Origin of the sequence: Maribacter taeanensis (assembly GCF_047345145.1) — a bacterium.
In the GTDB taxonomy this organism is placed as follows: domain Bacteria; phylum Bacteroidota; class Bacteroidia; order Flavobacteriales; family Flavobacteriaceae; genus Maribacter_C.
The window spans coordinates 274,345-292,749 of record NZ_JBLFER010000005.1; the positions used below are offsets into that span (position 1 = coordinate 274,345).

Annotated in this window: 16 protein-coding genes and 1 tRNA gene; 9 read left to right on the forward strand and 8 right to left on the reverse strand. The window is 37.6% G+C overall.

From position 1 onward, the window contains the following. The first annotated feature begins 2 nt into the window (after positions 1 to 2). Genes ACKWCD_RS16155 through ACKWCD_RS16170 form a run of 4 tightly spaced genes read left to right on the forward strand, consistent with a single transcriptional unit; the run spans position 3 to position 6,487 of the window. Positions 3 to 1,133: an efflux RND transporter periplasmic adaptor subunit gene (locus ACKWCD_RS16155; protein WP_413984990.1), complete on the forward strand. Its 1,131-nt coding sequence runs from the start codon at positions 3 to 5 to the stop codon at positions 1,131 to 1,133. Then, on the forward strand, positions 1,133 to 4,414 hold the full coding sequence (locus tag ACKWCD_RS16160) for an efflux RND transporter permease subunit (RefSeq protein WP_413984991.1): 3,282 nt from the start codon (positions 1,133 to 1,135) through the stop codon (positions 4,412 to 4,414). Before ACKWCD_RS16155 ends, ACKWCD_RS16160 begins: the two co-directional genes overlap by 1 nt. A 13-nt stretch (positions 4,415 to 4,427) precedes the next feature. Then, on the forward strand, positions 4,428 to 5,777 hold the full coding sequence (locus ACKWCD_RS16165) for a TolC family protein (protein ID WP_413985058.1): 1,350 nt from the start codon (positions 4,428 to 4,430) through the stop codon (positions 5,775 to 5,777). Positions 5,778 to 5,815: 38 nt separating this feature from the next. Further along, complete coding sequence (locus tag ACKWCD_RS16170; protein ID WP_413984992.1) at positions 5,816 to 6,487, forward strand: hypothetical protein; 672 nt, start codon at positions 5,816 to 5,818, stop codon at positions 6,485 to 6,487. Positions 6,488 to 6,506: 19 nt separating this feature from the next. Here ACKWCD_RS16170 and ACKWCD_RS16175 read toward each other — a convergent pair whose 3' ends face one another. Beyond that, positions 6,507 to 6,737 (reverse strand): YgjV family protein, encoded by a 231-nt coding sequence (locus ACKWCD_RS16175; protein ID WP_413984993.1) that lies wholly within the window; start codon positions 6,735 to 6,737, stop codon positions 6,507 to 6,509. A gap of 173 nt (positions 6,738 to 6,910) precedes the next feature. Beyond that, a tRNA-Met gene (locus ACKWCD_RS16180) sits at positions 6,911 to 6,983 on the reverse strand. Positions 6,984 to 7,177: 194 nt separating this feature from the next. Here ACKWCD_RS16180 and ACKWCD_RS16185 point away from each other — a divergent pair. The 3 genes from ACKWCD_RS16185 to der all read left to right on the forward strand — a co-directional run bounded on the left by ACKWCD_RS16185 (position 7,178) and on the right by der (position 10,813). Then, complete coding sequence (locus tag ACKWCD_RS16185) at positions 7,178 to 8,542, forward strand: alanine/glycine:cation symporter family protein (RefSeq protein ID WP_413984994.1); 1,365 nt, start codon at positions 7,178 to 7,180, stop codon at positions 8,540 to 8,542. After that, entirely contained in the window at positions 8,529 to 9,413 is an 885-nt protein-coding gene (gene era, locus ACKWCD_RS16190) for a GTPase Era (protein WP_413984995.1), read from the forward strand. The genes ACKWCD_RS16185 and era overlap by 14 nt, the downstream gene beginning before the upstream one ends. A gap of 95 nt (positions 9,414 to 9,508) precedes the next feature. Beyond that, positions 9,509 to 10,813, forward strand: coding sequence for a ribosome biogenesis GTPase Der (gene der, locus ACKWCD_RS16195; protein WP_413984996.1), 1,305 nt, complete (start codon positions 9,509 to 9,511; stop codon positions 10,811 to 10,813). A 5-nt stretch (positions 10,814 to 10,818) separates the two neighbouring features. Here the strand turns inward: der and ACKWCD_RS16200 are convergent, their stop codons facing one another. The 6 genes from ACKWCD_RS16200 to ACKWCD_RS16225 form a co-directional block, all read right to left on the reverse strand. Then, entirely contained in the window at positions 10,819 to 11,304 is a 486-nt protein-coding gene (locus ACKWCD_RS16200) for a hypothetical protein (protein ID WP_413984997.1), read from the reverse strand. Positions 11,305 to 11,367: 63 nt separating this feature from the next. Beyond that, the gene (locus ACKWCD_RS16205; protein WP_413984998.1) at positions 11,368 to 12,165 is read right to left on the reverse strand and encodes a TPM domain-containing protein; all 798 of its coding nucleotides are present in this window, start codon (positions 12,163 to 12,165) and stop codon (positions 11,368 to 11,370) included. Further along, the gene (locus ACKWCD_RS16210) at positions 12,146 to 12,583 is read right to left on the reverse strand and encodes a TPM domain-containing protein (RefSeq protein WP_413984999.1); all 438 of its coding nucleotides are present in this window, start codon (positions 12,581 to 12,583) and stop codon (positions 12,146 to 12,148) included. The genes ACKWCD_RS16205 and ACKWCD_RS16210 overlap by 20 nt, the downstream gene beginning before the upstream one ends. 9 nt (positions 12,584 to 12,592) lie before the next feature. After that, positions 12,593 to 13,192, reverse strand: coding sequence for a LemA family protein (locus ACKWCD_RS16215; RefSeq protein ID WP_413985000.1), 600 nt, complete (start codon positions 13,190 to 13,192; stop codon positions 12,593 to 12,595). A 56-nt stretch (positions 13,193 to 13,248) separates the two neighbouring features. Further along, positions 13,249 to 13,578, reverse strand: coding sequence for a MerR family transcriptional regulator (locus tag ACKWCD_RS16220; RefSeq protein WP_413985001.1), 330 nt, complete (start codon positions 13,576 to 13,578; stop codon positions 13,249 to 13,251). After that, positions 13,578 to 14,555, reverse strand: coding sequence for a M23 family metallopeptidase (locus tag ACKWCD_RS16225; protein WP_413985002.1), 978 nt, complete (start codon positions 14,553 to 14,555; stop codon positions 13,578 to 13,580). Before ACKWCD_RS16225 ends, ACKWCD_RS16220 begins: the two co-directional genes overlap by 1 nt. Positions 14,556 to 14,654: 99 nt before the next feature. Here ACKWCD_RS16225 and alaS point away from each other — a divergent pair, with 99 nt between their 5' ends. Further along, entirely contained in the window at positions 14,655 to 17,270 is a 2,616-nt protein-coding gene (gene alaS / locus ACKWCD_RS16230; protein ID WP_413985003.1) for an alanine--tRNA ligase, read from the forward strand. An 84-nt stretch (positions 17,271 to 17,354) separates the two neighbouring features. After that, the gene (locus ACKWCD_RS16235) at positions 17,355 to 18,404 is read left to right on the forward strand and encodes a hypothetical protein (RefSeq protein ID WP_413985004.1); all 1,050 of its coding nucleotides are present in this window, start codon (positions 17,355 to 17,357) and stop codon (positions 18,402 to 18,404) included. Position 18,405: the final 1 nt, after the last annotated feature.

Consider the following 18,405-nt stretch of genomic DNA (forward strand, 5'->3'; position numbering starts at 1 on the left):
TTATGAGAAAAATAATATTATCAATTCTAGGTCTTCTACTAATAGTAGGAGGGATTTTTGGTGCCAAAATGATAGTTGATAGCAAGAAGAGTTTCAAGCCTAGGGCACAGAAGGTTGTGAAAACTGTTTTCACCGAAGTTGTTGAAAATGGTACGGTGCCGATTGTAGTTCCGGCAAACGGAAATCTGGCGGCAAAAAATCGAGTTGAACTCTTTTCAGAAGTACAAGGGGTTTTTAGAAAAGGGAGCCAGCTTTTTAAAACAGGAGAGAAGTATAGAAAAGGAGAAACAATAATTCGAATTGACGCAGCTGAATATGCCGCAAGCGTGCAATCTGCGAAGAGTAATTTGTACAATCAGCTGACTTCCATTATGCCAGATTTGAGATTGGACTACCCCGAATTCTTTCCGAAGTGGCAGACCTATCTTGATGGTTTTGATATGGCAAAAGTAACTCCGCCCTTACCAGATATGAGTTCTGAAAAAGAGAAGTTCTTTATTAGTGGTCGCGGAATCCTTACGAGTTTTTACAATGTCAAAAATTTGGAACAACGACTTTCTAAGTATCGTATTGTTGCACCGTTTAGTGGCGTTCTCACGGAGACATTGGTAACAGAGGGCACTCTTGTACGTTCTGGGCAAAAATTAGGAGAGTTTATAAATACGGATGTTTATGAATTAGAAGTAGCCGTAAGTAAAACTTTTAGTGATTTGCTTAAAGTAGGTGAAAATGTAGCCCTGACAACTCTAGACAAATCAAAAAAATATACTGGAAAAGTTTCAAGAATCAACGGGAGAGTAGACCAAGCTTCCCAAACCATCAAAGCTTTTATTGAAGTAAGGAATAGTGAATTAAGAGAAGGTATGTACTTAGAGGCCAATTTAGATGCCAAACAAGAAATTGATGCTATCGAAGTCGACCGTAATTTGTTGCTCGAAGGGAATCAGATTTTTGTAGTACGAGACACCATTCTTGATTTAATAGATGTAAACCCGGTTTATTTCTCTGATAAAAAGGTAATCCTAAAAGATGTGCCGAATGGTACCGTGATTATGTCAAAACCTTTGTTAGGAGCTTACACGGGAATGGCAGTTAAGGTATATGAAGAGAAGAAAACTAATACGGAGGGGTAATGAGAAAGATAATAGAATATTTTATCCGATATCATGTTGCCGTTAATGTAATCATTATCGCCTTTGCCATTTTTGGTATTGTTGGCGCAACGTCATTGAAATCATCTTTCTTCCCACTTACTGATTCTAAGAATATTCTAATCAGCATTGTTTATCCTGGTGCCTCTCCGCAGGAAGTAGAGGAAGGCATCGTACTCAAAATTGAAGATAATTTAAAAGGATTACAAGGTGTTGATCGTGTTACTTCAACATCCCGAGAGAATAGTGGAAGTATCAATGTTGAAATTGAGAAGGGCAGGGATATCGATTTCATGCTTCTCGAAGTGAAAAACGCTGTAGATCGCGTACCTACATTCCCTACGGGTATGGAGCCCTTGGTGGTATCTAAACTGGAAGTAGTTCGTCAAACTATAAGTTTTGCTATAAGTGGCGAGAACATCCCTTTAGTAACCTTAAAACAAATTGGCAGACAAATTGAAAATGACATTCGGGCAATTGAAGGAATATCTCAAATAGAAATTAGCGGATATCCCGAGGAGGAAATAGAAATAGCGGTTAACGAAAATAATCTTTTGGCATACGAAATGTCTTTTGCCGAAGTTGCCCAGGCGGTTGGTAATGCGAATATTTTGGTTACTGGTGGAAACATCAAGACAAGTGCCGAAGAATATTTAATTCGAGCCAATAATCGTTCCTATTATGGCGATGAACTTTCGAACATTATCATTCGAACAAATGCTGCTGGTCAGACGGTTCGCTTAAGAGATGTAGCCACCATTCGTGATCGTTTTTCAGAAACGCCCAATGCCTCATATTTCAATGGGGATATCGCTGTAAATACAACTATCACCAGTACAAATACAGAGGATTTGATTGGCGCTGCGGATAAAGTAAAGGTATATCTAGAGGATTTCAATCAGAAATATGACAATGTGCATGTCAATGTTGTTAGTGACCTTTCGGAAACCTTAAATGGTAGAACGGAACTCTTGATAACCAACGCATGGCAGGGAATGATGCTGGTTTTAATCTTTTTATCACTTTTCTTGAATACAAGACTGGCATTTTGGGTTGCTTTTGGACTACCTGTAGCCTTTTTAGGAATGTTTGTTTTCGCCGGATATTTTGATGTAACCATAAACGTACTTTCACTTTTCGGAATGATTATCGTTATTGGAATTTTGGTCGATGACGGAATTGTTATAGCTGAAAATATATACCAGCATTATGAAAAGGGAAAGTCCCCTTACAGAGCTGCTGTGGAGGGTACATTGGAAGTTTTGCCTCCGATTATCTCGGCAATTATTACGACCATTTTGGCATTCTCCATCTTCTTGTTTTTAGATAGCCGTATTGGTGATTTCTTTGGTGAAGTAGCGGTTGTAGTAATGTTAACTTTAATAGTTTCCTTAGTTGAGGCCCTAATTATATTACCCGCTCACTTAGCGCATTCAAAAGCTTTACAACCTGTTGATGATTCTAAGAAAGAAGGCGTTGCAAAGGCCTTTTCGAAGCTTAGGGTTATCAACAAATGGGGGGATAGTTTCATGGCTTGGATGCGAGATAACCTTTATAGCCCGGTGTTTAAATTTGCATTGAAGTATAAGCTGTTGGCATTCGGAGTGTTTGCGATGGCTTTGCTTTTGTCATTAGGCTCCGTTGGTGGTGGCATAATACGGACATCCTTTTTCCCACGAATTGCAAGTGATCGTGCACAGATTACACTTTCAATGCCCAATGGAACGAATGAGAAAGTCACAGATTCTATCATCAGCCTGATTGAAGAGAAAGCGGAAATAGTCAATCAAGAATTGACAGAAAAATATTTGAAAGGAACCGATAAAGTCCTTTTTGAAAATGTGATCAAAAGGTTAGGTCCTGGTTCTTCTGCTGCAACACTCACCATTAACATGCTTCCTGGTGAAGAAAGGCCCAATGAAATTCGTGCTGATGTAGTAACGAGCAGATTAGAGGAATTAGTGGGCCCTGTAATTGGCGTTGAAAGCTTGGTTTATGGTTCTGGTGGAAACTTTGGTGGCTCCCCAGTATCCGTATCCCTTTTAGGGAATGATATTGCCCAATTGAAAGCTGCAAAGGGGGAATTGAAGACTGCCTTATTGAACAATTCACTATTAAAAGATGTTGAGGACAACGATCCAGCAGGTATTAAGGAAATCCGTCTAAAACTAAAAGAGAATGCCTATTTGTTGGGGCTTGACCTAAGAACCATTATGACACAAGTAAGGGCAGGATTCTTCGGTTCTCAAGCGCAGCGTTTTCAAAGGGGTCAAGATGAAATTCGGGTTTGGGTTCGCTATGATCGTGAAAACCGCTCGTCTATAACCGATTTAGATGAAATGCGAATCGTTACCCCAAGTGGGTCAAGAATACCTCTAAAAGAAATTGCGGAATACACGATAGAAAGAGGAGATGTGGCTATCAATCGTTTGGAGGGTAGAAGGGAAATTCAAATCTCTGCGGATATGAAGAATCCGAAGGATAGCCCTACCGACGTCATGACGGAAATTGAAAACGTGATTATGCCCGAAATACAATCTAAATACCCTACGGTAACAGCTTCCTATGAAGGCCAAAATAGGGAATTGGGAAAACTTACGGGATCTTTAAAAGTTGTAGGACTATCGGTTTTGGCACTCATATATATGACCATTGCCTTTACTTTTAGAAGCTTTAGTCAACCCTTGATGTTGATTTTATTAATTCCGTTTAGTATGACGGCGGTTATTTGGGGGCACTGGATACATGACTTTCCTTTAAACATTTTATCCCTTTTAGGTATTATCGCATTAATAGGAATTATGGTCAATGATGGTCTAGTGCTTATCGGCAAGTTCAATACGAATTTACGAGAGGGAATGACATTCGATGATGCCATCTATCAAGCGGGTCGTTCAAGATTCAGGGCTATCTTTCTAACATCGATTACTACCATCGCTGGTTTGACACCTTTGATATTCGAAACCAGTCGACAAGCGCAGTTCCTAATACCAATGGCTATTTCAATTGCTTATGGTATCGGGTTTGCCACGGTTTTGACATTGATAATGTTACCCTTGTTTTTATCTTTTAGCAACAAATTAAAAGCGAAAACAGGCTTACTCACTACCGGAACGAACGTTTCCAAAGAAGAAGTGGAACGCGCTATCATAGAGCAAAAAGAAGGAATACACTTAGAGCAAGAGATGGTTCAATCTATAGGAGAAACCAGCAAAGAAATTCAAGAAACCACAACAGTTGAACAAAAAATCTACAAGAATTAGAAGGTATATCATGATGAAAAGAACATACTTAAGTGCGATTATCTTTTTAGTCGCTATGACCACCGTTTTTTCTCAAGAAAAAGTGCTTTCAAAGGAAGATGCTGTTAATCTAGCATTAGAAAATAATTTTGGAATAAAGGTAGCCAAGAATCAAGTCGAGATTGCCGGAAATAATAAGAGTATCTTAAACTCTGGATATCTTCCTACTTTGACAAATTCAACAACCGCCAATTACAATCGTGATGATTCGGTTATCGAATTTCCAGGCGTTTTTAGTGATGATGGCACTCCAAGGCCAGATGTAGAGATTTATAAGGCAGAGGCCCAAAGGTACAATTCAACCTTGAACGCAAATTATACGCTTTTTGATGGGATGGGTCGCTTCTATAATTACAAGCGGTTAAAGGAACAATATCAGCTCAGTGAATTGCAGGCTCGTGAAACTATTGAAAATACAATGCTTCAATTGTTTAGTGTATACTTTGAAGTAGCTCGCCTTTCGGAGAATGAAAATGTCTTAGGGCAAGCACTAGAAATATCAACCCGTCGAATCAAAAGGGCCGAGTACGCCTTTGAATATGGTCAGAGTACAAAGCTTGATATTTTGAATGCACAGGTCGATGTCACAAACGATAGTATTAACTTATTGAATACACGACAACAACTTGCAAATACAAAACGCGATTTGAACGTTGTTTTAAATCAAAACTTAAATGAGAAATTTCAGGTTGATACGCTGGTGAGTTTCATTCCTCGGTTAAAATTGGATGAATTTGTTTCTCAATCCAATTTGAATAATGTAGCCCTGTTACAGACAGAAAAGAATTTAGCCATAAATGCATATGACATCAAAGTAAATAAAGCAGGATACCTCCCCACAATTGGCCTTAATGGTGCCTACGGATGGAATTTAAACCAAAGTGCTGCATCTGCATTCTTTCCAGGTACAAATAACACCACATGGAATTTTGGACTAGGCGCAAGCTTATCATGGAATTTATTCGATGGTGGCGGTACCACGGTAAGAGTTAAAAACGCAAAAATTGCCTACGAAAATCAAGAGCTTTTGAAACAACAGGTAGAGTTGGAAGTTAATCGAGACATACAAAATGCCTTAGCGATTTATGAAAATCGCTTGAACATTTTCAATATCCAAGAACAGAATGTATTGACAAATCAAAATAATTTTGAACGTTCAAAAGAGCAGTTTCAATTGGGTAGGATTACTTCGATTGAATTCCGTCAAGCACAGATCAATTTGTTGAACGCCCAAACCAACAAAAATTTAGCGAAATACGATGCTAAATTGGCGGAGTTACAGTTATTGCAATTAACGGGGCAACTGCTGAATATAGAATTTTGATTTAAAATTATTTCAGCTGAAGATTATATAGAACAGAAATGTATAAAGACAAAGAAATAAAAGAACTATTGGAATTGGTGGATGGGCACAAATCGCTGACCTTTCAATCTCAATTGTATTTACAAGAGGAGCTGAACGCCAGAGGCCTTAGTAAAGAAGTCGCTGTTTTAGATAGTACGATTGCGAAGACATCTTCCAATATCAAAAACTTTCATTTCTTAAAAGATTTAGGCTTTAAAGTAGAAGATGTTGGAAACTCATTTAAAGTAAAAAGAACGACGAATGCTATCTTAACTGATATGGCAGCAATTGTTTTAGGTCTTTTGCTTTCAATGTATGGATTTGTTAAACTTTTGTCGATAACAGTATTGGCCCCTGAAAACGAAGCTGATTTTTCAATTAATAGCGTGATCACACTCATTGTTTATGGGGTGATGATATTAATCGGAGTAAAATTTCTGAACGGGGTGAAGCGCTTTTTGGATTTTTTAGGTTTTGAACTTTCGAAGTCCGATACCGAAATCATTTTGAAAAAAAGATTTGACCTTAAACTAGAAGAACGCAGTGTAGAAGCATCCTCCTTTCAATTGGAACGACGAAAAGATAGAATGATATTAAAGGTGAATGATGACAGTTTACTAGATTCAAATGCAAATGATATTATTCAAAAAATGACTATTGAATCGCTATATAAGAGACTAAGAAGCTAAAATTTGCAGTTCAATTTTTTCAACCCTCTTTTTTAGATTTCTTCCAAAATAGATAATATCCGTTTACCAACAGAATGGCTACGTTCGTAATAATCACCGGAATGCTGGGAAGCATAATTCCATAGGCAACAAAAAAGGCACATCCTACAGAGTTGATGATTCTTAATTTGCGAATATCCTTGTAAAAAAATGATAGTAAAACAAATAGACTAGCGAGGTAACCTAAAATTTCGGTTGGGTTTATATCCATAGCTGTAAAACTAAGCCAATTACCGAACTCCTCGAATAATTAGGTAAATAAAAAAGCTCCAAGTTTCCTTGAAGCTTTGTTAGTAGCGGGGACTGCCCCGAGACTTCGAGGGAACCAGCTTTCTTTTAATCCGAAAACAAAAAAAGCTCCAAGTTTCCTTGAAGCTTTATTAGTAGCGGGGACTGGACTCGAACCAGCGACCTTCGGGTTATGAGCCCGACGAGCTACCTACTGCTCTACCCCGCGATATGGGTTTTTATCTCACTGGTTTTGCAACTTCAGGTCATTAGGCTGACGAGATAAAGGTGCGCTACTATTTGTAACGGGCGACAAATATACAACGGTTTCTTTGTTTAATCAAGACTTGTTGCAGGAATATTTTTCTTTGTCAAAACCGAACAAATAGTTAAAATCCATACCTTCGGACTTTAACCTTTTCTATGGATGCAATCAACGATTTTATTTCCGGAGCCTTGCCTTATACCGAATGGCCCATGTTCATTTTACTTATTCTTGGAGGACTTTTTCTAGTATTTTATTCGAAATTTCTACCCTATCGTTTCTTTGGTCATGCTATTGCAATTACCGCAGGAAAGTATGACGATAAGAACGCAAAAGGAGATGTAAGTTCCTTTCAAGCCCTTTCTGCTGCTGTAGCGGCAACAGTCGGTTTAGGGAATATTTCGGGAGTCGCAATTGCTATTCATGATGGCGGGCCGGGAGTCATTTTTTGGATATGGGTTACGGCATTAATTGGTATGTGTATCAAATTTTATTCCTGCAGTCTATCTGTAATGTTTCGTGGTACTGACTCTGAGGGCAATTTGCAAGGAGGCCCAATGTATTATATAACGAAGGGTTTAGGTGAAAAGGCTAAACCTCTAGCAATTTTCTTTGCCGTTTGCGGACTCTTCGGATTTCTTGGGGTATTCACAGCAAATCAATTCACAGAAACTTTTATGAGTGTTGTTGAGCCATCAACTAATTTGTTTGAGATGAGTGATATGAATTGGAAATTAACTATAGGTATAGTACTTGCAGTAATTACTTCCCTCGTGATTTTTGGGGGATTAAAAAACATCGCTAAAGTCGCTTCTGCAATAGTACCCTTTATGGTCGCTGTCTATTTATTTGCAGTAATTGCAGTCATGGCTATGAATTCAGAACAGATACTTCCCTCTATAAAACTGATTTTTAGCGAAGCATTTAACTTTAACACCATAGTTACAGGAGGTTTTTGGGGGTTAGTGATTATAGGAGTTCGTAGAGCTATGTTTTCCAATGAAGCAGGTTTAGGTAGTGCTCCTATGTACCATGGGCAATCAAAAACTGACAACCCGATTAAGGAAGGTTTGGTGGCGAGTTTAGGGCCATTTATAGATACGATTTTGGTATGTACGTTTACGGCTATTGTAATTATTTTGAGTGGTGCTTATTTGGAAGATTCAAGCGGAATAGTAATGACCTTATCAGCGTTTGAAACGACACTGTTCGGCTATGGTGATGACTTGTTAATGATTATTGTAACGGCTTTTGCCTTGTCTACACTCTTTACGTATTCGTACTACGGAGTAAAAAGTTTGTCCTTTCTGACGAATGCAAAAATTGGAAAACTCTATAATGTCTATTTTGTGGCAATGATCATTTTTGCGGCTGTAGCATCGCTTGATTTGGTTAAGAATCTGATTGATTTATCATACGCTTTAATGGTAATTCCGAATATGATTGCCGTACTTTTGTTGGCTCCTAAGGTAAATGAGAAAGCGAGGGAGTATTTTAAACAATTGAAAGATGGCAGAGCATAGAGCAGGATTCGTAAATATCATCGGAAACCCCAATGTGGGTAAATCTACTTTGATGAATGCTTTTGTGGGAGAGAAATTGTCGATTATTACATCCAAGGCTCAAACTACAAGGCACCGTATTTTAGGTATTGTAAATGGGGATGATTTTCAAGTAATATTATCTGACACCCCGGGAATCATAAAGCCAGCTTACGAATTGCAGTCTTCTATGATGAATTTCGTAAAATCCGCCTTTGAAGATGCTGATGTGTTGTTATACATGGTTGAAATAGGGGAGAAGGCTTTAAAAGATGAAGCTTTCTTTGAGAAAATAAAGAATAGTAAAATTCCTGTTTTGCTCTTGTTGAACAAAGTGGATACGGCAACTCAAGAATTATTGGAAGAACAGGCACAATACTGGCAAGAAATGCTTCCTACAGTGGAGTTGCATCCAATTTCTGCATTGTCTAATTTTAATGTAAAAGGGGTTTTTGAACGTATTATTGAATTGCTTCCTGAAGCACCTCCTTATTATCCAAAAGACCAATTGACAGATAAGCCTGAGCGGTTTTTTGTAAATGAAACGATTCGCGAGAAAATTCTAATCCATTATAAAAAAGAAATTCCGTATTCTGTAGAAATAGATACGGAGGAGTTTTTTGAGGATGAAGACATTATAAGAATGCGTTCTGTAATAATGGTAGAGCGTGATTCTCAAAAGGGAATTATCATTGGCCATAAAGGAAGTGCTTTAAAGCGAGTAGGAGTGGAGTCACGAAAAGACCTAGAAAAATTCTTCGGAAAACAAGTCCATTTGGAGCTTTATGTAAAAGTGAATAAAAATTGGCGGAGCGATGCAAGACAATTGAAACGCTTTGGATATAACAATTAGGTTTGATACAGCCCCTTTTTTAGTTCTTCCCTTTCGTAAAACCTAGTTCTTCAATAATTTAGCAGTACTTTTGCACCTCCAAAAAAATAAAAGGTATGAGCGCTATAGTAGCCATCGTGGGAAGGCCAAATGTAGGGAAATCCACTTTTTTCAATAGATTAATAGAACGACGAGAAGCTATCGTTGATGCTGTTAGTGGTGTTACGCGTGATCGTCACTATGGAAAAAGCGACTGGAACGGAAAGGAGTTTTCAGTGATTGATACTGGCGGATATGTTTTAGGTAGTGATGATATCTTTGAACAAGAAATTGATAAGCAAGTAGAATTAGCGATTGAAGAAGCCGATGCTATTGTTTTTATGGTCAATGTTGAAGATGGAGTAACAGGAATGGATGAAGATGTTGCCTTGTTATTACGTCGAATTAATAAACCCGTTTTCTTAGCTGTAAATAAAGTAGATAATGCCAAACGAGCTGAAGATGCGGTTGAATTCTATTCTTTAGGATTGGGGGAGTATTTTACACTTTCAAGTATCAATGGAAGCGGTACAGGTGATTTGTTAGATGCATTGGTTGAGGTGCTTCCTGAAACTGAAAAAGATGAAAGTGAACTTCCAAGATTTGCGGTTGTCGGAAGACCTAATGCAGGAAAATCATCTTTTATTAATGCGCTTATAGGAGAAGATAGATACATCGTAACAGATATTGCTGGTACTACCCGTGATAGTATCGATACCAAATACAATCGCTTCGGATTTGAATTTAATTTAGTTGATACAGCTGGAATTCGAAGAAAAGCAAAAGTCAAGGAAGACTTGGAATTTTACTCGGTAATGCGATCAGTGCGTGCGATAGAACATGCCGATGTGTGTCTACTTCTAGTAGACGCTACGAGAGGCTTTGACGGACAGGTAGCAAACATTTTTTGGTTGGCCCAGCGTAATAATAAGGGCATCGTTATTCTTGTTAACAAATGGGATTTGGTTGAGAATAAAGAAACCAATACCATGAAGCATTTCGAGAAAAAAATTAAAGAAGCTATTGAGCCTTTCGTTGATGTGCCTATTCTGTTTATTTCTGTATTGACCAAGCAGCGTATTTTTAAAGCTATAGAAACTGCTGTACAAGTTTATGAAAATAGAAGTAGAAGAATACCAACAAGCAAGTTCAATGACACGATGCTTCCTGTCATTGAGCACTATCCGCCACCAGCATATAAAGGCAAGTTTGTGAAAATCAAATTCTGTATGCAGATACCCTCTCACTATCCACAATTTGCGTTCTACTGTAACCTGCCGCAATACGTTCGTGAACCTTACAGGCGTTATTTAGAGAATAAGCTTCGAGAAGAGTTTGATTTTACGGGAGTTCCGATATCAATTTTTATGCGGAAGAAATAGTTACGCTAATTAATAGTAACATTATAAAACCCTGTTTCTGTATTTACGAAGGCTTCAGTACCATTTATTTGGATATTTTCTAATATCGGAATGCTACCGCAACAAGGCCCTTCTGATATGATGAACGACGCACTTAGTGAAAATGAATCAGATTCCTCTACAGTGATTAAGTATGTATAATTACCTCCTAAATCCCAATCTAGATCAACAAAAAAAAGTACGGGCCCTTCGTTAGGAATAAAACCAGATTGAAGGGATAATTCTCTATTTTCTAAATCAGTACCCTGAACGCTTATATTCTCAATTGTAGTCATGTTTTCATTGAAAATATTCTCTCCATTCCGAGTAATTACAAAACCCAACATAGGAAAACCAATACAATCAACTAAGGCTGGGTCTATGTTACAGGGGCTTTCATTCTTATTCTGGCAACTAAATATAAATAAGAGAGATATTGCGAAGAATTTTAATGAAAATCGTCTGAAAATCATTTAAGCTTTTTTAGTAAGATGAAATAAAATGAGAAAGTTGCTTTCTCAAACAGTAAAATACATTTACCACCCCCCAGAAGCACCGCCGCCTCCAAAGCCACCGCCACCGAATCCACCGCCAAAACCTCCGGAGCCTCCACCGAAACCACCACCACTACCAAATCCTCCACCAGAACCACCACTGCGGCCCATATTGCTGAGAATGATGATGTCCCAAAGGTCTAGACCAGTTGAGCGTTTTCCTCCATTGCGTCCGCCACCTCTTCGATTGCGACTTGATAAGATAATTAGAATGACGAAAAAGATGATAAAAGGTAAAAAGCTATCTAATGGAAATCCTTCTCCGTTTTCGAAAGTCCGTTCTTCTTTGAATTCACCGCTTAATACTTGAAAAATAACATCGGCACCTTTATCGAGACCACCATAGTAGTCATTTTGTTTGAACTGCGGAACGATTATATTTTCTATAATCCTTTTAGACATGGCATCAGTTAAAGAGCCTTCAACACCATAACCTGTATTAATAGCGATTCTGCGATCGTCTCGTGCTAGTAGAATTAAAATGCCATTATCCTTATCTGCTTGGCCAATTCCCCATTTTTGCCCCCATTGAGCACCGAGATAATTAATATTTTCTCCTTCTGTGGAACTGATAATAGCAACTACAATTTGTGTAGAAGTGCTATCGGAGTAACGTATTAGCTTCTGCTCTAGAGCCTTTTCTTGACTAGCTGGTAGGAGGTCAATGTAGTCATATATACTAGTTTGTAGTTCGGGTTTTTCGGGAATCTGAAACTGGGCGAATACAAATCCACAACAGAATAAAAGAAAAACGACAAGACTATCCTTTAGAAACTTCATCGCTCAATTCGTTTAGGTCACCGTGATTCCATGGAAAATGACTTTCCAATTGTTTTCCGGTACTTAGTACACCGTCAATGATTCCCTGTTTAAAGTTTCCGTTTTTAAATTGGACTTGAATGGCATCACGTGTAGCATCCCAAAAATTGTCTGGAACTACTTTATCGATGCCTTTATCCCCATAAATGACAAATTTTCGATCGTTGACAGCAACATAAATCAGCACACCATTTTCATCTTTAGTATTATCCATCTTAAGTAAATGGAATACCTCTTTGGCGCGATCAAAATGATTTAGTCGCGTATGCGATTCAATGTGAACTCGAATTTCCCCTGAAGTGTTTTTTTCGGCCTCAAGAATAGCTTGAACAATTTCTTGTTCTTCATCATTTGATAAAAGCTTTTCTACGCGAGACATGCAGACTGACTATTCAAAATCAAAATCGACATCAGGCGCGTTTTCAGCTCCAGGATTCGAGCTAAAAAGAGCCAGAGGATCAAAATTGGCAATTGCAGCAATAATATTTGTTGGTATTTTTTCAATTTTTATATTGTATTCCCCGGCTTCAACATTAAACTTATTTCGCTCAACGTTAATTCTATTCTCAGTACCTTCTAGTTGCGCTTGAAGTTCTAAAAAGTTTTGATTCGCCTTTAATTCAGGATAACGCTCAACAACAACCATTAATTTTCCTAAAGCACCACTCAGACCACTTTGTGCTTGCTGAAAAGCTTGTAGCTTTTCTGGAGTTAAATTATTCGCGTCTATATTAGTTGCCGTTGCTTTTGCCCTTGCCTCAATAACATCTTTAAGCGTACCTCTTTCAAAATCAGCAGCCCCTTGAACAGTTTTAACAAGATTGCCAATTAAATCATTTCTTCTTTGGTATGAACTTTCAACATTCGCCCATTGATAAGTGGCTTGTCCTTTCATTTCAACAAGTTCATTGTTTGTGTTTACATACCAGCTTCCTAAAAGAAAAGCTAAAATGGCAAGAACTATTAATACGATTAATCCTTTTTTCATTTTCTAGTGTTTTAAGGTTAGTGTCAATTAATGTGGAAATGTTACAGCTTATAAGTTTACAGCTGTTCTTTGATTTTCTTGAGTTCTGTTTTAATGCGCTCAAGTTTAGCAATGATTTCAAAGTTATCAAGTGTCTTTTGCTTGCTTTCTTTTAAATGAATTTTAGCGCCTTCCAAAGTAAATCCACGTTCCTTTACGAGATGATAAATCAGTTGCAGATTTTTAATGTCTTCAGGAGTAAACTTTCGATTTCCCTTAGCATTTTTTTTTGGTTTTAGAGCGTCGAACTCTTTTTCCCAAAAACGAATAAGCGATGTATTTACATCGAATGCTTTGGCGACTTCGCCAATGCCATAATATCGTTTTTCAGGAAGCTCTATATGCATTAATCAAGAGATTGATTTTCTTGGGTGGCGTATTTCAACATGTTTTCGAATTCCTTAGCAGATAAACTACCATAGTAGAAATTGATAGGGTTGATACGTTCTTTATCTTTAAAAACTTCGTAGTGCAAATGTGGTGCTTCAGAACGACCGGTGCTTCCGACGAAACCAATAAGATCGCCACGTTTTACTTTTTGTCCACGTTTTACGTTGTATTTGCTCAAATGTGCATATAGACTAAGATAGCCATAGCCATGATCAATACGAATATGTTTTCCATATCCAGAAGAATTATTATCCGCCCGGGTAACTTTACCATCACCAGAAGCGTAAATTGGTGTTCCTTTGGGTGCGGTAAAATCCATACCCCTATGCATTTTTCGCGCTTTTGTAAAAGGGTCTGAACGCCATCCGAATCCTGAAGCCATTCTAGTCAATTCTTCATTGTTGACTGGTTGAATTGCTGGTATTGCGGCTAGTAGTTTTTCTTTCTCCTTGGCTAAAAGGGCAATTTCTTCTAACGATTTAGATTGTATTGCCATTTGCTTTTTGATAATGTCTAAACGCTTTGTCGTAGCAATCACCATCTCAGAATTATTGAAACCCTCTAGAGATTTATAACGATTAATTCCTCCAAAACCTGCTCGCCGTTGCTCTTCCGGAATCGGATTAGCTTCAAAGTACAATCGGTAAATATTATTATCACGGTCTTCAATATTGGCAAGAACTTGTTCAATCTGTCCCATCTTCTTATTCAAAAGTTCAAACTGTAGTTCATAGTTCTTAGCTTCTCTTGCCAAAGAAAGCTCTCGAGGAGTATTCACTATGTTGGTGTTTAAAAGAAGTATTAACGAGAATAAGCCGAATAGGGCAGATCCTAAAAAGAAAAGTCCAATATTACGGTAGCGTCTTGATTTCTTCGGCTCTATCTTTCGGTAGGAGAGCGTATCAGGATCGTAATAGTACTTTACTTTAGACATGAATGTATTTTACCTATTTTTGTGTCGTTTTTACAGAACAAACAAATATAAAAATTGTTTTGTAGAAACCGTTAAAATTTGTAAAACTTACCATTTTATATGACTTCCAAAGAAATTAGGAATCAGTTTCTAGACTTTTTTAAAGAAAAAAGCCACAAAATAGTCCCTTCTGCACCCATGGTCATCAAAGACGATCCAACACTGATGTTCACAAATGCAGGGATGGTTCCTTTTAAAGAGTTCTTTCTAGGAAATACGGCTATTCAACACCCAAGAGTTGCAGATTCTCAAAAATGTCTACGAGTGAGTGGAAAGCATAATGATTTAGAAGAAGTTGGAAAGGACACTTATCACCATACGATGTTTGAGATGTTGGGGAATTGGAGTTTTGGCGATTACTTTAAAAAGGAGGCAATTCAATGGGCTTGGGAATTTCTTACTGAAGTTTGCAAAATAGATAAAGACAGTTTGTACGTTTCTGTTTTTGAAGGAAGTGATGATGCCGATAAGCTAGAAATGGATACTGAGGCTTTTGATCTTTGGAAGGCGATTGTGCCCGAAGATCGAATTATCATGGGTAATAAGAAGGATAATTTCTGGGAAATGGGTGACCAAGGTCCTTGTGGTCCCTGTTCTGAGATTCATGTAGATATCAGATCTGCAGAAGAAAAAGCAAAAGTTTCTGGAGCTTCTTTAGTGAATGAAGATCACCCTTTGGTTGTTGAGATATGGAATCTTGTTTTCATGCAGTACAATCGAAAGGCTGATGGAAAACTAGAATCACTACCTGCTAAGCACGTTGATACGGGAATGGGTTTTGAGCGCTTATGTATGGCTTTACAGGGTGTAGAGTCGAATTATGATACGGACGTTTTTACGCCCATAATTCGTGAGATTGAAACCATTACTAATTCTAAATATGGTAAAGAAGAAGAAACCGATATCGCGATTCGTGTAATTGCCGATCATATTCGTGCCGTTTCCTTTTCGATTGCTGATGGACAGTTGCCAAGTAATACCGGAGCTGGCTATGTAATTCGTAGAATTTTAAGAAGAGCCATTCGTTACGGATTCACATTTTTAGACACGAAACAGCCTTTCATGTATCGTTTGGTAAATGTATTGTCAGAATCTATGGGGAATGCTTTTCCCGAGTTGAAAGCGCAGCGACAGCTTATTGAAAATGTTATCAAAGAGGAGGAGCACTCTTTCTTAAAAACATTAGAGCAAGGTTTAGTTTTGCTTGATTCTATTATTTTAGGTTCAAAGGGAAAAGAAATTGATGGTAAAAAAGCTTTCGAATTATATGATACGTATGGATTTCCGATTGACTTAACTGCTCTGATTCTTGATGAAAAAGGGTACGCTTTAGATGAGAAAGGTTTTGAAATTGCCATGCAAGAACAGAAAAATCGTTCGAAATCAGCATCTGCAACTTCAAAAGAAGACTGGACGATTTTGTCTGATGATATCGAGCAAGAGTTTGTAGGATATGATCTTTTAGAAGCCAACGTAAATTTGGTAAAATATCGAAAGATAACTTCTAAGAAAGATGGGGATCAATTTCAAATGGTGTTTAATTTAACTCCGTTCTATGCAGAAGGTGGCGGTCAAGTAGGTGATAAAGGATATTTGGAAGCGCCTAACGGAGATGTTGTGTACATCGTGGACACGAAAAAGGAGAATAATGAGATTGTTCATTTTGCTAAAAACCTTCCCAAGAAAACAGAAGAAACTTTCAAGGCCGTTGTTGATAAAAAGCAGCGTCAAAGAACAGAAGCAAACCATACCGCAACGCATTTGTTACACCAAGCACTACGTGAGATTTTAGGAACACATGTAGAACAAAAAGGTTCGGCAGTGCACTCCAAATATTTGCGTTTCGATTTTTCTCACTTTTCGAAGTTAACTGTTGATGAACTTCGCGAAGTTGAAAATTTCGTGAATGCTAGAATTGAAGGGCAACTTCCCTTTGAAGAGAATAGAAATGTTCCCATGGAGCAGGCTCTAAAAGAAGGAGCCATGGCATTGTTCGGAGAGAAATATGGTGACGCTGTGAGAACGGTTCGGTTTGGGCAATCCATTGAATTGTGCGGAGGAACACATGTAAAGAACACGGCTGACATTTGGCACTTTAAAATAAAATCAGAGGGCGCTGTTGCAGCTGGAATACGAAGAATTGAAGCAATAACTTCAGATGCGGTTAAGGACTTCTATTTTGAAAATAACAGAGTGCTTTTCGAAATCAAAGATATTTTGAATAACGCACAAGATCCTCTGAAAGCAGTTTCTGCTTTGCAGGATGAAAATGCAAAATTGAAAAAAGAGGTCGAGCAACTCTTAAGAGATAAAGCAAAGAACTTAAAAGGAGAATTGACAAACGAGTTGGAAGAAATCAACGGAATTCAATTCTTAGCTAAAAAAGTGGACCTAGATGCTGCAGGAATCAAGGACCTTTCATTCGAAATGGGTCAAAACAAAGACAATCTCTTTTTACTCTTCGGAACAGAGCAAAATGGAAAAGCTTTGCTTTCTTGTTATATCTCCAAAGAACTGGTTGCTTCGAAAGATTTAAATGCCGGAACCATCGTTCGTGAACTTGGAAAATACATTCAAGGCGGCGGTGGTGGTCAACCGTTTTTTGCTACTGCTGGCGGTAAAAACCCTTCTGGAATTACTGAAGCTTTAGATAAAGCGAAGGAGTACATCATCTAATATATTCAGACCTTAAAAAGTGTTCTGTACAACAATAATCGTGGTTAAATGAGGTTTTATACAAACCAATTTAAACATTTAACCATGAAAAATTATCTTATTTTATTATTCGCTCTAGTAAGTTTTACGGGGCATTCTCAGATTTCTGTCGGAGCAAGGCACCGAGGTAAACCTGCCGACTTAAAAAAGGAGACCTTAGAAAGATTTAAATCAACTACTACAATTTTTGTGCTTTCAGATGTAATCAACGCTTCTGAATATGATCAAATACTTAAAGATACTTGGACGGTAACACCTTATGAATTAATCTCTAGGGATGATTTTTCCTTGATTAATATGTACAAGGGAAATTATTCTTTTGCAACCTTAACAGGATTTAAGGTAGTTGAAAAGCAATTCGGTATTGAAACACCAAAGTCACTACATACGTATTTTGACATTAGGATGTACGATGCGGAAGAAATAACCAAAAAACTTGGTAAATTATCACCAAGCCTTTCAGAAAAAAAACTAGAAAAGAAAGCAGAAAAAATATTCAAAGAGAACAAGAAATCAATCGCAAAGTTCTATTTGTTTCCTGATACTGATTTTGTAGTAACAGCCTTTACAAAAAAGAATGAGGAAATCATGAATAGTATTTATACAGAAGATGTGTTTTTCAATTATACTTCTGGTATGCTTAAGAACTACCTTCAAAAAACGAATGCATTACTTGACAAAGAAGAAACATATTGGATGTACAAAAAGGATTTTGATGCTGAAAAAATAGCTAGCTTATCAAGCCAAAAAATATATGTACCTGAGTATATCACTCAAAAAACCAATGCGTGGAATGCCAATATTTCAGATAGGGATGAAGAAGAAGTTGAGAAACTTTTTAAAGGATATGGTTTTGATTATGAATTCATTAACAAGGAAGATTTGGATAAAGCTATTGCATCAAATACCGAATTTTACTACATGCGATACATTCGTATAAATGCTGAGCGATTTCTTCAAGTTGTAAATTCGAGAACTGGGGAAGTCATTTATAGGGACTATTTTCCTGGTCTGCTGTCCTACAATTTGAAAGCTAAAAATTTGGAGTATCTTAGTAAGATAATTGCTAAATCAAAAAAGAAATTAGCCAAATAGT